Annotated in this window: 13 protein-coding genes; 8 read left to right on the top strand and 5 right to left on the bottom strand. The window is 60.0% G+C overall.

Annotation, left to right across the window (positions count from 1 at the left end; genetic code table 11):
* Positions 1-178 precede the first annotated feature (178 nt).
* On the top strand, positions 179-1,156 hold the full coding sequence (locus OK142_RS03920; RefSeq protein ID WP_313610663.1) for a GGDEF domain-containing protein: 978 nt from the start codon (positions 179-181) through the stop codon (positions 1,154-1,156).
* Positions 1,157-1,177: 21 nt separating this feature from the next.
* Here the strand turns inward: OK142_RS03920 and OK142_RS03915 are convergent, their stop codons facing one another.
* Positions 1,178-1,966, bottom strand: coding sequence for an SDR family oxidoreductase (locus tag OK142_RS03915; RefSeq protein ID WP_082183994.1), 789 nt, complete (start codon positions 1,964-1,966; stop codon positions 1,178-1,180).
* Positions 1,967-2,046: 80 nt separating this feature from the next.
* Between OK142_RS03915 and OK142_RS03910 the strand changes: the two genes are divergently transcribed.
* Positions 2,047-2,967 (top strand): cation diffusion facilitator family transporter, encoded by a 921-nt coding sequence (locus tag OK142_RS03910; RefSeq protein WP_082183995.1) that lies wholly within the window; start codon positions 2,047-2,049, stop codon positions 2,965-2,967.
* Between the two features lie 33 nt (positions 2,968-3,000).
* Here OK142_RS03910 and OK142_RS03905 read toward each other — a convergent pair whose 3' ends face one another.
* Positions 3,001-4,089 (bottom strand): sensor histidine kinase, encoded by a 1,089-nt coding sequence (locus OK142_RS03905; protein ID WP_498681153.1) that lies wholly within the window; start codon positions 4,087-4,089, stop codon positions 3,001-3,003.
* 393 nt (positions 4,090-4,482) lie between these two features.
* Between OK142_RS03905 and OK142_RS03900 the strand changes: the two genes are divergently transcribed.
* Positions 4,483-6,147, top strand: coding sequence for an electron transfer flavoprotein-ubiquinone oxidoreductase (locus OK142_RS03900; RefSeq protein WP_498681151.1), 1,665 nt, complete (start codon positions 4,483-4,485; stop codon positions 6,145-6,147).
* A 353-nt stretch (positions 6,148-6,500) separates the two neighbouring features.
* The gene (locus OK142_RS03895; RefSeq protein WP_082183998.1) at positions 6,501-7,241 is read left to right on the top strand and encodes a pentapeptide repeat-containing protein; all 741 of its coding nucleotides are present in this window, start codon (positions 6,501-6,503) and stop codon (positions 7,239-7,241) included.
* Positions 7,242-7,329: 88 nt separating this feature from the next.
* Here the strand turns inward: OK142_RS03895 and OK142_RS03890 are convergent, their stop codons facing one another.
* Entirely contained in the window at positions 7,330-8,346 is a 1,017-nt protein-coding gene (locus OK142_RS03890) for a zinc-binding alcohol dehydrogenase family protein (RefSeq protein WP_082183999.1), read from the bottom strand.
* Positions 8,347-8,449: 103 nt separating this feature from the next.
* Between OK142_RS03890 and OK142_RS03885 the strand changes: the two genes are divergently transcribed.
* Together OK142_RS03885 and OK142_RS03880 are read left to right on the top strand one after the other, a co-directional pair.
* On the top strand, positions 8,450-8,839 hold the full coding sequence (locus OK142_RS03885; protein ID WP_035218162.1) for a winged helix-turn-helix transcriptional regulator: 390 nt from the start codon (positions 8,450-8,452) through the stop codon (positions 8,837-8,839).
* A 120-nt stretch (positions 8,840-8,959) separates the two neighbouring features.
* On the top strand, positions 8,960-9,796 hold the full coding sequence (locus OK142_RS03880) for an undecaprenyl-diphosphate phosphatase (RefSeq protein ID WP_080833958.1): 837 nt from the start codon (positions 8,960-8,962) through the stop codon (positions 9,794-9,796).
* 228 nt (positions 9,797-10,024) lie between these two features.
* Here OK142_RS03880 and mgtE read toward each other — a convergent pair whose 3' ends face one another.
* Positions 10,025-11,401 carry a magnesium transporter gene (gene mgtE / locus OK142_RS03875; RefSeq protein ID WP_216331028.1) on the bottom strand — a complete coding sequence of 459 codons (1,377 nt, stop codon included), beginning with the start codon at positions 11,399-11,401 and terminating at the stop codon, positions 10,025-10,027.
* A gap of 282 nt (positions 11,402-11,683) precedes the next feature.
* On the bottom strand, positions 11,684-12,928 hold the full coding sequence (locus tag OK142_RS03870) for an MFS transporter (protein ID WP_498681149.1): 1,245 nt from the start codon (positions 12,926-12,928) through the stop codon (positions 11,684-11,686).
* Positions 12,929-13,161: 233 nt separating this feature from the next.
* Here OK142_RS03870 and OK142_RS03865 point away from each other — a divergent pair, with 233 nt between their 5' ends.
* On the top strand, positions 13,162-14,070 hold the full coding sequence (locus OK142_RS03865; protein WP_313609947.1) for a diacylglycerol/lipid kinase family protein: 909 nt from the start codon (positions 13,162-13,164) through the stop codon (positions 14,068-14,070).
* Positions 14,071-14,373: 303 nt separating this feature from the next.
* On the top strand, positions 14,374-15,750 hold the full coding sequence (locus OK142_RS03860; protein WP_498681146.1) for an aspartate aminotransferase family protein: 1,377 nt from the start codon (positions 14,374-14,376) through the stop codon (positions 15,748-15,750).
* The last annotated feature ends 52 nt before the right edge of the window (positions 15,751-15,802 follow it).

Below are 15,802 nucleotides of genomic sequence, written 5' to 3'. Positions count from 1 at the left end.
ATGGCAAGCACCGCACCCACGTTTATTGTGACATTTTCATGAAGTAATCGTCGCAATCAGGATGCACCCTTGTCGCGCACATTAAATATTTTTTCGCACAAGCCGAGTATAAGGCTGGAATATAGCGTTAACGAGCAGGTTGATTTTTTGTATTTGTGCGTTTGTAAACGGAGCCACAATGTCCCACAAGCCGGCTCGTTCCTTGCCTGAAGAAGTGGCGCCAGAGAGGGCCGCGCTTGTTCGCGGCGACGTTGAAAGCTTTAATCACCATCTCATGGATCTGATGGAGGCTTCGCAGCAGGGTTATGCGCTTTTCGACGGCGGAGACCAGTTGCGCTTCGCCAACAGTGCGTTTCGCATGGCGCTCGGCATCGGGCCGGAGGACTTCCCGACATGGGTGGAGCTGATGCGTGTCGGCTATCGCAGCGCCACCGGCACCGCCATCGAAACCTCCGATTTCGAACTTTGGCTGCGCTCCGCCAAGACGAGGCGCGGCAAATTGCCATTCCGCACCATCGAGACCAGCCTGAATGACGGTCGCTGGATGCTGACCACGGAAACGACGCTGCCCGGCGGCTGGATGCTGTGCGTGATCACCGATGTTTCCGAACTCGGCATAGAATTGCGCGATCTTCGCCAGGAACGCGACAAGGCGCTGAAATCGGCACTGAGCGACGAGTTGACCGGTCTCGGCAACCGCCGTTACGCCATGGATAGTCTCAACCACATGCTTGGCCCCAACAAGGCCCAGGCCCTTGCGGTGATCATCATGGATATTGACCACTTCAAGGCGGTGAACGACCGCTTCGGGCATGCAAGCGGCGATCTGGTCCTGAAAGATTTCGCCGGCCGCCTCTGCGCCGCCGCCGGCCGCGACGATCTGCTTGGGCGGATCGGGGGCGAGGAGTTCCTGCTCGTTCTCGGCGGTTCACGCATGCTGAGCGCGGAGATCATCATGCAGCAACTGCTGTCGTCGTTGACCGCGGCATCGCCGCTGAGCGACGTGCCGGATTTCCGCTATAGCTGCTCGGCCGGCATTGCCTTTGCCAATCCCGGCGAGAGCGCCAGCGATGTCTTGCGCCGTGCTGACACGGCGCTCTACGAAGCCAAGAACACCGGCCGAAACCGCTTCGTGATCTACGGAGCGGCTTCTTGACCGGTTGAGTTCTTCCCGGCGTCAGTTCGACTTCGCTGCGCCGCCATCTACCCTGAGCATCGTGCCGGTGATGTAGCTTGCCGGCACCGAGCAGAGGAAGGCGCCGGCGGCGGCGAATTCTTCCACTGTGCCGAGCCGGCCGGCCGGAATGCTCTTGACGGAAGCCTCACGGATTTCCTCAAGGCTTTTACCCAGACGCTTGGCATTGGCGCCATCGAGTTCGTCGATGCGGTCGGTATGGATGCGGCCGGGCAGGAGAAGATTGGAGGTGATGCCGAAACCGGCCACTTCGGAGGACAGCGTCTTGCTCCAGCCCACCAGCGCCCCGCGCAGCGTGTTGGAGAGCGCCAGATTGGGGATGGGCTCGAAAACGCCCGAGGAAGCGACGGTCAGGATGCGGCCAAAACCCTGTTCCTTCATCTGCGGCAAAAGCGCATTGGTGAGCGTGATGACGCGCAGCACCATGGATTGGAAGAAGTTTTCCAGTTTCTCGGCCGTGATCTCCTGCGCAAGACCCGGTGTCGGGCCGCCGGTATTGTTGACGAGAATATCGATGCCGCCGAGCTTGTCTTTCACGGCCTGAACCATGGCCTCGACGAAATTGTCATCGGCAAGATCGCCCCACACCCAGTCTGCCTTGCCCTTGCCCAGCGCGTTGATCGCCTTGCAGTTCGCATCCAGCTTCTCGCCGCTTCTGCCGACGAGAAGAACATTTGCGCCTTCCTTCGCCAGCGCCGTTGCAATGCCCAGCCCAAGGCCGCGTGAGGAGGCGAGAACGAGGGCGCGTTTGCCGGAAATGCCGAGATCCATGGGTTTTGTCCTGTCTTGTTTGCGATGTCTTCGCTGTTTATAGGAAGGTGAAACCCGCTTTTGAAGGTCAAATACGCGTCATGACAGAACAATCTCTGCTTAAATTTTCCATTGCCGTCACGGTTCTTCTGGCCGCGTTCGGCATCGGCGCGGGTTTGTTCTCGGGCTCCTTCGCGGTGGTGTTCGATGGCGTTTATGCGCTGACCGATGCTTTCATGACGGTGCTGGCGCTGCTCGTCGCGCGGCTGATCGCGGCCTCGGCAGCACCAAGGCCCGGTGGCCGGTTGGCGGAACGTTTCACCATGGGTTTCTGGCATCTGGAGCCGATGGTGCTTGGCCTTAACGGCACGCTCTTGATGGGGGCTGCGATCTACGCCCTGATCAATGCCATCGACAGCCTGATGGACGGCGGCAGATCGATCGAGTTCGATTACGCCATCATCGTCACCTTCGTCAGCTTCGCCGTCTCGCTCATCATGGCGTGGTTCGTCAAACGCCAGAACCGCAGGCTGAAATCGGCTTTCGTGGCGCTGGACGCCAAAAGCTGGCTGATGAGCGCGCTCCTGAGCGTGGCCCTGTTCCTGGCCTTCGCCATCGGTTACGGGCTGACGGGAACGGCGCATCAGTGGATCGCGCCCTATATCGACCCCGCCGTACTGGCGCTGGTCTGCCTCGTCATCATTCCCATGCCGTTCGGCAATGTGAAACAGGCGCTGGCGGATATTCTTCTGGTGACACCGCTGGAATTCAAGCAGCACGTGGACAGGGTGGCAGGGGAGATCGTGGCGAAGTTCGGCTTCTCTTCACACTATTCCTATGTGGCCCGCGTCGGCCGCGGTCGGCAGATCGAACTCTTCTTCATCGTGCCGAAGAACTGGCCGGCCCGGCGTCTGGAAGAATGGGACGCCATCCGCGACGAAATCGGCGATGCGCTCGGCGGCGAGGGAACGGATCGGTGGCTGACAATCGTGTTTACGACGGATGAGGAGTGGGCGGTTTGAAGCGGAGAATTCGGCGGCGATCTTCGCGCGCCGCTAATCCTGCGTGAGCGCTTCAACAGGAGCAAATAGCGAAAAGACCAGACCATCACGCTCGAAAGCAAGGTCCACCGTGCCATGAACATAGCTGGCAAGCGCCCTTTCGATCATTCGTGAGCCAAAGCCTTTTTTGGCCGGATCAATGACCTCAGGACCGTCCCGTTCCCGCCAGACAAGATTGAGGCAGTCTTTTTCGTTGACCTTCTCAATCTCCCAGCTGATGGAGATATTTCCGCTCTCATTTGCCAGGGCGCCATACTTGATGGCGTTGGTCGTCAACTCGTGAAAGGCGAGCGCGATTGCGAGACCGCTTTTAGGCGCGAGGGTAACCTTGGGTCCGTCGATCCTTATTCGATCAGCGGACTGCTCGTTTGCCACCGTTTCGGCAACGGCTTTCAGCGTCGTCATGTCGTGGCTCGGGCGCAGCAACAGGTCATGCGCGCGGCCAAGTGCAGCCAGCCGGGCAAGAAAGGCGGGCTTTGCCACTGACATTTCGTCATCGTCTTTAAGGGTTTGACCCGCAACGGATTGCACGAGAGCCAGAATGTTCTTGATTCTGTGTGATAATTCGTTGCGCAGAAGAAGCTGCTGCTCTTCGAATTCCTTCACGCCGGTGATGTCTCGGGAAATGGAAAGAATGCTGTCGACCGAGCCGCTGTCGTCAAAAATCGGAGACACCTTGACGTCCCAGAAGCGGCGGTTTCCCGTTGCCGTATCCGCAAATCCGAGAAATCGGGAGCTTCTGCCTTCACGTGCCTCGTTGATGGCCGCTACAGCTGCGATATTGCCCTTTCCTTCCCAGAAATCCGGCCAGGGGCAGCCTTTTACGGCTTCGAAATCCTGTATCTCCATGACCCGTTGCCCGCCCTCATTCATGAACTGAAGGGAGCCATCCAAACCAATAATTTTTATGCAGTCGTCCGAGGCAGCCAAGGCGGCGTGGATAAATCGCTGGCTTTGATCGTTTGACGTTTGCGTCATTGAAAATCCACCTGAACCGAGAGCACCATATAAGCTCTGCTGAACAATTATTGGTGGCTTTGGGATAAACATAGTGGATACTTTTCTAAATGCCAAGATGATCACATATGGCGCATATCCGCAGTAATGACCTGGCCACGAAGCCCTCATCGGCCGAATGACGGGATGGGTTTTTGGATGCGAGACCCGACGCCAACCTAACGTCACTCTCAAATCTGCAAACACTGACAAGCTTGACGCCCACACCAGCTGCGCCTATCCTCTATATTACGTGAACGTAAAAGTAATAAATTAGTCATCAGGTTGTCTGACAATAGAGTGGCGTGCGACATGTTTTGCCGCTATAGAAGCTCGACAAAGGCGTTGTGCTTTGCGAAGACAGGCGCTGGTGAATGCGGTGTCGCGGATGGCTTTTGACCTGCGCAGCCAATGCGGCGAAGATGCCAAAAAGCGGATATAACAACAGCCGGATGGGACCGGCGATGCGGAGAGGACAAGATGACGGAAGTGATGGAACTGCCCGAACGCGAAGCGATGGAATTCGACGTTGTGATCGTCGGTGCTGGTCCTGCGGGCCTTGCCGCCGCGATCCGTCTGAAGCAGGTCGAGCCGGAGCTTTCGGTCGTCGTGCTGGAAAAGGGCGCTGAAGTCGGCGCTCACATTCTCTCCGGCGCTGTGGTTGATCCCATCGGCATAGACAGGCTGCTGCCCGGCTGGCGCGAAGAGGAGGGGCATCCCTTCAAGACCGAGGTCAAGGACGACCAGTTCATGTTCCTGGGCCCTGCCGGCTCCATCCGCCTGCCGAACTTCATGATGCCGCCGCTCATGAATAATCACGGCAATTACATCGTCTCGCTTGGTCTCGTCTGTCGCTGGCTGGCGGAAAAGGCGGAGGCTCTCGGCGTCGAGATCTATCCGGGCTTTGCCGCCACCGAAGTGCTTTATAATGACGAGGGCGCGGTGATCGGTGTCGCCACCGGCGATATGGGCATCGAGAAGAACGGCGAACCTGGCCCCGCCTTCACCCGCGGCATGGAACTGCACGGCAAATATGTGCTTGTTGGAGAGGGTGTGCGCGGTTCGCTCGCCAAGCAGCTGATTTCCAGATTTGACCTTTCGAAAGATCGCGAGCCGCAGAAATTCGGCATCGGCATCAAGGAGCTCTGGCAGGTCAAGCCGGAACACCACAAGCAGGGTCTCGTGCAGCATTCCTTCGGCTGGCCGCTCGGTTTCAAGACCGGCGGCGGCTCGTTCCTCTACCATCTCGAGGATAATCTCGTCGCCGTCGGCTTCGTGGTGCACCTCAATTACAAGAACCCCTATCTCTATCCTTTCGAGGAATTCCAGCGCTTCAAGACCCATCCGGCCATCCGCGATACGTTCGAGGGCGGCAAGCGCATCTCCTATGGCGCGCGCGCCATTACCGAGGGCGGTTACCAGTCGGTGCCGAAGCTGATTTTCCCGGGCGGCGCGCTGATCGGCTGTTCGGCCGGTTTCGTCAACGTTCCGCGTATCAAGGGCAGCCATAATGCGGTGCTGTCGGGCATGCTGGCGGCGGAAAAGATCGCCGCGGCGATTTCCGCCGGCCGCGCCCATGACGAGGTGGCGGAGATCGAGGCCGAATGGCGCGACGGTGATATCGGCAAGGACCTGAAGCGGGTGCGCAACGTCAAGCCGCTGTGGTCGAAATTCGGCACGCTCGTCGGTGTCGGTCTTGGCGGTCTGGACATGTGGACGAACCAGCTGTTCGGTTTCTCCGTCTTCGGCACGCTGAAGCACGGCAAGACGGATGCTGAGAGCCTGGAGCCGGCCTCGAAACACAAGCCGATCGCCTATCCGAAACCCGATGGCGTTCTGACCTTCGATCGCCTGTCGTCGGTGTTCCTGTCCTCCACCAACCATGAAGAGGACCAGCCGGTGCATCTTCATGTGAAGGATATGGAGTTGCAGAAGCGCTCCGAACACGACATCTATGCCGGCCCCTCGACGCGTTATTGTCCGGCAGGTGTTTACGAGTGGGTGGAGAAGGACGGCGAAGAGGTTTACGTCATCAACGCCCAAAACTGCGTGCACTGCAAGACCTGCGACATCAAGGATCCAAACCAGAACATCAACTGGGTGCCGCCGCAGGGTGGCGAGGGGCCGGTTTACGCCAATATGTGATGGCGACAAGGCCTGATCCATCTGCGTCGTCATGCTCGGGCCTGTCCCCAGCATCTGCAACGGAGTGATTATCGGTCGGTGGATGGATCCTCGGGACAGGCCCGAGGATGACGTTGCGTGTTTTGTCGCAGATGCGCCGTGGCTGGATGCAAGCGCAAGAGCGGTATGGCGGGCGAGCGTTGCCCGCGGCCTGTTTCCCGTCAGTATTTGTGGATTGCTCTTCGATTTCTTACATATAGGATGTTGGGGTGTTGTAGCGTCAACGGCGCGTGGAGTGCGGGCCGTAAATGCGGTAACGCCTTGATGTGCATATGGTCCTAGGTGCCGTCGCCCGGCGGCAGGGAGTTAAGAGAATGTCCGGCTTTCAAAGGCTGAATATCGTGCGGAACACAAGGTTTGGCGTCGCTTTGGCGGCGGGGGTGGTCGTTGCAGTCTCATTGAGCGGCGGTCCGCTGGTGGCTGCCAGCTGCCGTACCGATGCCATGGCCGGCATCGACTGGCGCGAATGCAACAAGCGCCTGCTGATGCTGGGCGGTAGCAATCTCGATTCGGCAATGCTTTACGGCACGGATTTCACCTATACCGATTTGCGCGGTTCCTCTTTGAAGGGCGCCAATCTCGAAAAGGCGAAACTCATCCGCACGGCTCTGGGAGAAGCAAACCTTCAGGGCGCCAACCTGACCAAGGTGGAAGCCTATCGCAGCGATTTTTCAGCCGCCGATGCCACCAATGCCAAATTCATCAATGCCGAAATGCAGCGCACCAAGTTCGAGAATACCAAGCTCGACGGCACGGATTTCACCAAGGCCGAACTCGGGCGGGCCGATTTCGAGGGCGCAACGCTGAACGGCTCGAAATTCTCCCTCACCAACCTGTCGCGTGCCCGTTTCGGTGGCGCAAAGCTTGGCGGCCCGGTGGATTTCACCAGCGCCTTCCTGCTGTTGACCCGGATCGAAGGGGTTGATCTTTCCACCGCGACCGGGCTGGAGCAAAAGCAGGTGGATATCGCCTGCGGCGACGCCAAGACCAAATTGCCGAACGGCCTGACGGTACCCGCCTCCTGGCCATGCCCGGAAGATCCGGACGACGAGTGACGGGAGTGGCCGCGCGGTTTTTACGCGGCAAATGCGTTTTCCGTAAAAGGGGATAGAAGCGTCCGCGATGCGGACGCCTCATCTTCGATCAGAAGCCCGAAAGTACGATCTTGCCCTTGGCCTTGTTGCTCTCGATCAGAGCATGCGCCTTGATGAGGTTTGCGGCGTTGATGGTGCCGAACACTTCCGTCAGCGTCGTTTTGATTTTGCCGGCATCGACCAGCTGCGCGACGTGGTTGAGCAGCTTGTGCTGTTCGATCATATCAGGCGTCTCAAAAACTGCGCGGGCGAACATCATTTCCCAATGGATCGATATGCATTTACGCTTGAAGGCCATGATGTCGAAACCGCCGGCCGGATCGTCGATCAGCGCGAAACGGCCCTGCGGGGCGATGGTTGCGACGCTGTCGGCGGCGTGGATATCGCTGTGGGTGGTCGAGAAAACGAAGCCCGGGGCACCGAGACCAAGCGCCTCCACCTGCGGGGCGATCGGCTTGCTGTGATCGACGACGTGATGTGCGCCGAGGTCTTTGGCCCATTGCATCGTTTCTGGCCGTGAAGCCGTGGCGATGACGGTGAGGTCCGTCAGCGCCCTCAGAAGCTGGATGGCGATCGAGCCGACCCCGCCAGCGCCACCAATCACCAGAACGGCGTTCGCGGCACCCGGAACCGGCTCCTTCACCCGCAGCCGGTCGAACAGCGTCTCATAAGCGGTGATCGCCGTCAGCGGCAGAGCGGCGGCTTCCTCGAAGCTCAGTGATTTCGGCTTTGCGCCGACGATCCGCTCATCAACCAGGTGGAATTCGCTGTTGGAGCCTGGGCGGTTGATGACGCCAGCGTAAAACACCTCGTCGCCGGGCTTGAACAGCGAGACCTTGTCGCCGACGGCCTTTACCACACCCGCCGCGTCGAAGCCGAGCACGCGAGCTGTGCCGTTTTCCGGAGCCTGATTTCGGCGCACCTTGGTATCGACGGGGTTGACCGAAACGGCCTTCACCTCCACCAGAATATCGTGCCCCTTCGCCTCCGGCTGGGGCAGGTCGATATCGACAAGGGCTTCTTTTGCGGTGATTGGCTGGTTCGTCCTGTAACCGATGGCGCGCATGAACAGTCTCCTTTGCTTGTTTGCGTGCCTCTTACTTGATACATATGAACATCGATCGCAAGAATGCACATTTTGTGATGATACATACAAAAAGGATACTGTGATGTCGCGACCGCGCGCCAAGCTTACCGGCAACTTTCCCGGCTGCCCGGTGGAATCGGCCTTAAGTTTTCTCGACGGCAAATGGAAGGGCGTGATCCTCTATCATCTCATCAATGAGGGGACGCTGCGTTTCAACGAGCTGCGCCGCCATATTCCCAGCGTCACCCAGCGCATGCTGACGAAGCAGCTGCGCGAGCTGGAAGAGGCGGGGCTGATTTCGCGCACCGTCTTTCCGGTGGTGCCGCCGCGCGTGGACTATGCGCTGACACCGCTTGGCGAGACCATGCGGCCGGTAATCTCGGCGCTGAAAGTCTGGGGCGACGCCCATGTCGTCTGCAAGAACGGCGCGAAATATACCCAGCTTCCGCAGGCTGCGGAGAAGGCGGCCTGAAAAATCACGGGTAAAACCACATCCACACTTGCGGGCCGGGGATGGTGCAATGCAACACGGATTTGCCCCGATTGATGCATAATGCTGCCATCGTGATTCGCAGCAGGGACATCAAAGCACATGAGCATGGGTTGGATGGAGGCCGGATTCCTCGGCCTTTTGCAAGGACTTACGGAATTTCTTCCGATTTCTTCAAGCGCGCATCTGCGGATCGCCGGGGAGTTTTTGCCCTCCGGCACGGATCCGGGTGCCGCCTTCACCGCGATTACCCAAATCGGCACGGAAATGGCAGTGCTGGTTTACTTCTGGTCCGACATCATGCGGATCGCCGCTGCCTGGCTGCGGCAGAACCTTCGACTCGGCCCCTATGACAAGGCCGACGCCCGGCTTGGCTGGCTGATCATCGTCGGCTCGGTGCCGATCGTCTTTCTCGGCCTGTTCTTCAAGGACGCCATCGAGCACTCGCTGCGCAACCTCTATATCACCGCCGTAATGCTGATCGTCTTCGGTATCGTCCTCGGCATCGCCGACAGGATCGGTGAAAAGCGTTACAAGCTGAACCAGCTGATCTGGCGCGACGGTATCCTGTTCGGTTTCGCGCAGGCCATGGCGCTTATCCCAGGCGTCTCGCGCTCCGGCGGCACCATCAGCGCCGGCCTGCTTTTAGGTTACACCCGCGAGGCTGCGGCCCGTTATTCCTTCCTGCTCGCCGTTCCCGCCGTCTTCGGCTCTGGCTTCTATCAGCTCTTCAAGAGCATCGGTGAGGATAATCCGGTCGGCTGGGGGCCGACGGGACTTGCGACTCTGATCGCCTTCATCGTCGGTTATGCGGTGATCGTCGTCTTCCTCAAGCTGGTCTCGACCAAAAGCTATATGCCCTTCGTCTGGTACCGCGTGGTCATCGGCTTCATTCTGCTTGGGCTGCTGGGAACGGGCGTCATCAGCGCCGGCGGGTGATGGGCTTTTCCAGGAACCATGCTTTTGGCAAAGTTGCATCATCCGCACGCCGTCACCCCGGACCAGATCCGGGGTCCAGCGCGATCAAGTCCTTGAGCGCAAAAGACTCTTCTCACGGCGCAGACGCGCCGTGGCTGGATGCCGGATCAAGTCCGGCATGACGGAGGAGAGATTATGACGTGCCGCGAAATGTAGAAGGCCCGCTCCTCCGAGCGGGCCTTTCGTCTTTCAAAGCAATGTGCCGCTCAGGATTACCAGCGCCACCGAGAAGTAGATGACGAGGCCGCTGACATCCACCAGCGTGGCGACGAAGGGGGCCGATGCGCTTGCGGGGTCGAGCCGCAGGCGCTGCAGCACGAAGGGCAGCATGGAGCCGGCGAGCGAACCGAAGGTGACGATGCCGACAAGCGCCGCAAAGACGGTGGCGCCCACCAGCAACCAGTGCTCGCCATAGTCATAAAAGCCCGCCTGCTGCCAGACAGTCAGACGCAGGAAGCCGATGGCGCCCAGAATGCAGCCAAGCGTCAGGCCGGTCGGGATTTCCCGCAGCAGCACCCGCCACCAGTCGGAAAGCTTCAACTCGCCGAGCGCCAGCGCCCGGATGATGAGCGAGGTGGCCTGCGAACCCGAGTTGCCGCCCGACGACATGATGAGCGGAATGAACAGCGTCAGCACCACGGCCTTTTCCAGCTCACCTTCGAAATGCTGCATGGCGCTGGCCGTCAGCATTTCACCGAGGAAGAGTGCTGCGAGCCAGCCGGCGCGCTTGCGGATCATGTCCGGAAAGCCGATCGTCATATAGGGCTTGCCCAGCGCTTCCATACCGCCGAACTTGTGGGCGTCTTCCGTGGTATCGGCGATCATGGTGTCGATCACGTCGTCAACGGTGACGATGCCGAGAATATGCGAGTGGTCATCGACGACTGGCAGCGCCAGAAGGTCGTGCTTGCGGATCAGCCGGGCGACATCCTCCTGCGACATCAGGGGGCTCGCACAGACGATGCCTTCCTTCGATGCGACGGAGAGGATGGAAGCGCCGGGCTCACCCGTCACCAGGCGGCGCAGCGTCACGACGGTGGAGAGCGTTCCGTCCTCAGCCAGCACATAGATGGCATAGACCGTTTCACGCGACCGCTCGACGACGCGGATGTGCGAAAGGGTCTGTTCCACCGTCCAGTCATCAGGCACGCTGACGAATTCCGTGGTCATGATCGAGCCGGCCGTGCGCGGCGGATAACCCATCAGGTGCTTGATGGAGAGAGCCGTCGTCCGGTCCAGCCGGGAAAACAGCTTTGCGCGCGGCTCTTCTTCCATTTCCGCCATGACGTCGGCCACGCGGTCGTCAGACATCAGATTGACGAAGCGGGCGGCCTGTTCGACAGGAATATGGGCGATGATGGCTGCTGCGCCATGCAGTTCGGGCCGGTCGAGAATGGCGACGGCCTTTGCCTGCGGCATTGCGAGGAGGGCGGTTGCAGCTTCGCTGACATCGAGCGTGTTGAGGTGCTCGACGCGTTCGGCGATGGTGGTGGAAGAACCGGTGGTTCCGCTACGAAGAAGACGTGCGGCCTTGCTGGCCCTCTGGGAGAGGTTGTGGAAGTTCATGATTGCTCACCTTTCCGTCGATTCGCCGATAACGGCGAACGCGGTGGTGAGCCGACAGCGGTCGGATCAGTTCACGTTCGCCGGTCTCGGCAAAGGCAATCGACTGCTACTGTCGCTAGACATCCAATGATGCTCCGTTGAAATCCGCGCCGTGCTGGTTGGCATGCGCGTAAGGCCGTGTTGCGCCTGAAACCGAAAAGAGTCAAGCGCCCGATTATGAAATTTCCGCAAGGTTCTGCACCGCGGCGAGGGGCGGCGATGCAGGCTGTGAAAAAGGCGACTTCAAGCCGCCTTTTCGCGTCGTTCGACGGTGACGGAAACGAGGAAAACGCCAAGCCCGAGAAGGGACAAAACCGCGCCGACATAACCTGTCGAGGCATAACCATAGCCCATGGCGATAACGAGGCCGCCGAGCCAGGCGCCGAGCGCATTGGCGATGTTGAAGGCGGAATGGTTGGAGGCGGCAGCAAGCGTCTGCGCATCCGCCGCCACATCCATCAGGCGCGTCTGCACGGCCGGACAGGCGGCGAAACCGCAGCCGATCAGGAACACGCAGAGGCAGAGCATGAACGGATCCTGCGCCGTCATGCCGAACACCGCCATGACCACCACATTGAAGGCGAGCATGCCGCCAATCGTGCCGTTGAGCGAGATATCCGCAAGCCGCGAGCCGACCACATTGCCGACATTCATGCCGATGCCGAACAGCGCCAGCACCATGGAAACGGTGGAAACCGGCATCATCGCCACATCCGTGGTCGTCTTGGCGATATAGCTGAAGACCGAGAACATGCCGCCGAAGCCGACCGAGGCGATGGCGAGCGTCAGCCACACCTGCACACGGCGGAAAGCGCCGAGTTCGCGCCAGACGCTGGCACCTTCCTCCACCTTGTCACGCGGCTGGAACAGCCACAGGAGAGCAATAGTCAGCAGTGCTATGCCGCCCACCAGCATGAAGGCCGCGCGCCAGGACAGCAGCTGGCCGAAGAAGGTGGCAAGCGGCGTGCCGAGCAGAGTGGCGATGGTGAGACCGAGCATGACGCGACCGACGGCGCGGGCGCGCTTGTGGATCGGCGCCATGGAGGCCGCCACCAGCGCCGCAACGCCGAAATAGGCGCCGTGCGGCAGGCCGGTGATGAAGCGCAGAACGGTGAAGCTCAGGAAATCGGGTGCGAGGGCGCTCAGGATATTGCCAGCCGCAAAAAGCCCCATGAGGCCGAGAAGCAATGTGCGGCGCGTCATGCGCGCGGCAAGGACCGCGATGATGGGTGCGCCGATGACGACACCCAGCGCATAGGCCGTGATGACGTAACCCGCCTGCGGCACCGTCACGCCATAGGTCGTTGCGACATCCGGCAAGAGGCCCATGATGGCGAATTCGCCGGTGCCGATACCGAAGCCACCGGCGGCAAGCGCCAGCTCGATGAGAGCGATGGCAAACGGTGACAGGGTCACAGCCGGTGCAGCCGTGTAAACGGTTTCATTCTCCGCTCCGGAGCGGACTTCGGAAATATTCGACTGGCTCATTGTGACCTGAGAAGGGGAGGGCCCCACAGAAAAAAGGGCAAGACCGTATGGGAGCGGTCTGCCCTGACTGGAGATGCGCGGTCATGAAAATGACCTTAAGTCATCCCTAACATGAAATGATGCGTTGCGGTAGAGCGATTCTCGGCAAAAGAGCATCTTCACGCGATGGTGTTTGGAACCCTATATAAGCCCAGGCATTTACGCGCGGCTGCCTCACAGGATCAGGTTGGAACATGAAGCTCATAGCAATTTTCAATCGTGACGGCGGCACCTTTCGCACCACGGATATGGATGCCTATTGCGAACACGCCCGCGAGGTCTTTTCCCGCGCCGGCCACACGATCGATTGCCGGCTGGTTTCCGGAAAGGATATCGTTGAGGAAATGGAGCGTGCCGCCGATGAGCCTGATATCGAAGGCATCATTGCCGGCGGCGGTGACGGCACGATTTCGGCGGCTGCCGGTATTGCCTGGAAACACGGCATCGCGCTCGGCATCGTGCCCGCCGGCACCATGAACCTGTTTGCCCGTTCGCTGAAGCTGCCGCTCGATATTCGCCAGTCCCTGGAAACGCTGGCAAATGGAGAGGTTGCCAATGTCGATATTGCCAGCGCCAATGGCAGGCTTTTCGTCCACCAGTTTTCGGCGGGCCTGCATTCGCGCATGGTGCGCTATCGCAACAACTTGGCCTTCGCGTCCCGTCTCGGCAAGATCAAGGCAAGCATCCGCGCCGCCATCAGCGTCATTCTCAATCCGCCTGTGTTTGAGGTGGACTACACGGTCAACGGCACGGTGCAGCACCGCAAGGTCTCGGCCATTTCGGTCTCCAACAATGAGTTCGGGCAGAATTCGCTGCTGGTGGCGGATAGTGTGTCGGGCGGCCATCTCGGTTTTTACCTCACCGATCCGCTGCCGCCTTCGGGTGTCGCAAGGCTCGTTTTCGACATTCTGCGCGGCAGGCTGAAGGAAAACGCCGCCGTAACGGCCATGACCGTGACGGATGTGGAGTTGCATTTCCCGAAGAAGCGCCATGATGTGCGCTGCGTCATCGACGGCGAATTGCTGCCGATGGAACGGGACGTGGCGCTCACGGTCCATGCCGGCGAATTGAAGGTGCTGGTGGGGCGGGCGTTTTTCGCATGATGTGTGGCTGAGATGCGAGACAACCGCGAGGGATCGGCTGGTCGCCGCTTGTTTCTTCTCCCCGAGGGGGAGAAGTCCGCGGCAGCGGGATGAGGGGGCGAGGGGCGATATATTCGGAGAGCTAGCCCCCTCATCCGACCCTTCGGGCCACCTTCTCCCCCTCGGGGAGAAGAAACCCGGCCGCCTCCGCTCGTCCAGGCCGCCCCCCAAAAAACGCCAGTCTTGCCAAATCGAAGCCGCCCGGCCATGTTCGGCGGGCGCGGCAGCGTGAGCGCCGTCGCCTTTATGGGAGTGCGATCTGTCATGAATGAAGTCTCCAAGCCGATGTCCAATCTCGCCGCCATCGATGCCGCCCATCACCTTCACCCTTTTTCCGACATGGGCAAGCTGAATGCCGCCGGCACCCGCATCATCGAGCGCGCGGAAGGGGTGTTCATCTATGACAGTACCGGCAAGAAATATCTCGACGCCTTTGCGGGCCTGTGGTGCGTGAATATCGGTTATGGACGCCGCGAGATCGCCGATGTCGTGCAGCGCCAGATGAACGAACTGCCCTATTACAACGCCTTTTTCGGCACCACGACACCGCCCGCCACACTTCTCGCGCAGAAGATCGCTTCGCGCGCCGGGCCGAAGATGAACCATGTGTTCTTCACCAATTCCGGTTCGGAGGCCACCGACACCTGGTTCCGCATGGCGCGGGTCTACTGGAAGGCGCTCGGCCATCCGACCAAGACCAAGGTGATTGCCCGCCGCAATGGTTATCACGGCTCCACGGTCGCCGGCGCTTCGCTCGGCGGCATGAAGTGGATGCATGAGCAGGGCAACCTGCCGATCGAGGGCGTGGCTCACATCGGTCAGCCCTATTGGTATGCCGAGGGCGGCGATCTCTCACCCGCGGAATTCGGCCTGAAAGTCGCCCGCGAACTGGAAGCGAAGATCGACGAACTGGGCGAAGAGAATGTCGCCGCTTTCGTGGCGGAACCCATTCAGGGCGCCGGTGGGGTCATCGTGCCGCCGGAAACCTACTGGCCGGAAATCGCCCGCATCTGCAAGGCGCGCAACATTCTGCTGGTGTCGGATGAGGTGATCTGCGGTTTCGGCCGTCTCGGCTCCTGGTTTGGTTACCAGCATTTTGGTGTGGAGCCGGACCTCGCGCCCGTCGCCAAGGGCCTGTCTTCCGGTTATCTGCCGATTGGCGGGGTCATCGTTTCCGACCGTGTGGCGGAGGTGATGTTGTCCGAGGTTGGCGATTTCAACCACGGCTTCACCTATTCCGGCCATCCCGTCTGCGCCGCTGCTGCCCTTGAAAACCTTCGCATCATTGAGGATGAGGGGCTGGTGGAGCGGGTGCGTGACGATATCGGCCCTTATTTTTCTGAGGGCTGGAAAAGCCTCACCGACCACGAACTGGTGGGTGAGGCGGTGAATGTCGGCCTCATGGGCGGCCTGCAGCTGACGGCCGACAAGGCGACCCGCAGGCGTTTTGACAAGCCGGATGATATCGGCACTGAAGTGCGCAACCATTGCCTGACAAACGGCCTCGTGATGCGCGCCACCGGCGACCGCATGCTGGCTTCGCCGGCGCTGACGATCAGCCGTTCGGAGGTGGACCAGATCATCGAGACGCTGCGCCACGGGCTCGATCACCTGCGCGATACGCGAGAGCATATCCGGTAAAAGCGTATAGCCATTTACGTCCGGAAAAATGCGACAAAAAAATTTTAAGGGA

It is taken from the genome of Agrobacterium sp. BT-220-3, from assembly GCF_025910175.1.
GTDB lineage: Bacteria > Pseudomonadota > Alphaproteobacteria > Rhizobiales > Rhizobiaceae > Agrobacterium > Agrobacterium oryzihabitans.
This window is presented reverse-complemented; position numbering and strand designations above follow the sequence as displayed.

Coding starts and splice junctions, on each gene's coding strand:
- OK142_RS03920 (WP_313610663.1), top strand. CDS start 179: ATGTCCCACAAGCCGGCTCGTTCCTTGCCTGAAGAAGTGGCGCCAGAG.
- OK142_RS03915 (WP_082183994.1), bottom strand. CDS start 1,966: ATGGATCTCGGCATTTCCGGCAAACGCGCCCTCGTTCTCGCCTCCTCA.
- OK142_RS03910 (WP_082183995.1), top strand. CDS start 2,047: ATGACAGAACAATCTCTGCTTAAATTTTCCATTGCCGTCACGGTTCTT.
- OK142_RS03900 (WP_498681151.1), top strand. CDS start 4,483: ATGACGGAAGTGATGGAACTGCCCGAACGCGAAGCGATGGAATTCGAC.
- OK142_RS03895 (WP_082183998.1), top strand. CDS start 6,501: ATGTCCGGCTTTCAAAGGCTGAATATCGTGCGGAACACAAGGTTTGGC.
- OK142_RS03890 (WP_082183999.1), bottom strand. CDS start 8,346: ATGCGCGCCATCGGTTACAGGACGAACCAGCCAATCACCGCAAAAGAA.
- OK142_RS03885 (WP_035218162.1), top strand. CDS start 8,450: ATGTCGCGACCGCGCGCCAAGCTTACCGGCAACTTTCCCGGCTGCCCG.
- OK142_RS03880 (WP_080833958.1), top strand. CDS start 8,960: ATGAGCATGGGTTGGATGGAGGCCGGATTCCTCGGCCTTTTGCAAGGA.
- mgtE (WP_216331028.1), bottom strand. CDS start 11,401: ATGAACTTCCACAACCTCTCCCAGAGGGCCAGCAAGGCCGCACGTCTT.
- OK142_RS03870 (WP_498681149.1), bottom strand. CDS start 12,928: ATGAGCCAGTCGAATATTTCCGAAGTCCGCTCCGGAGCGGAGAATGAA.
- OK142_RS03865 (WP_313609947.1), top strand. CDS start 13,162: ATGAAGCTCATAGCAATTTTCAATCGTGACGGCGGCACCTTTCGCACC.
- OK142_RS03860 (WP_498681146.1), top strand. CDS start 14,374: ATGAATGAAGTCTCCAAGCCGATGTCCAATCTCGCCGCCATCGATGCC.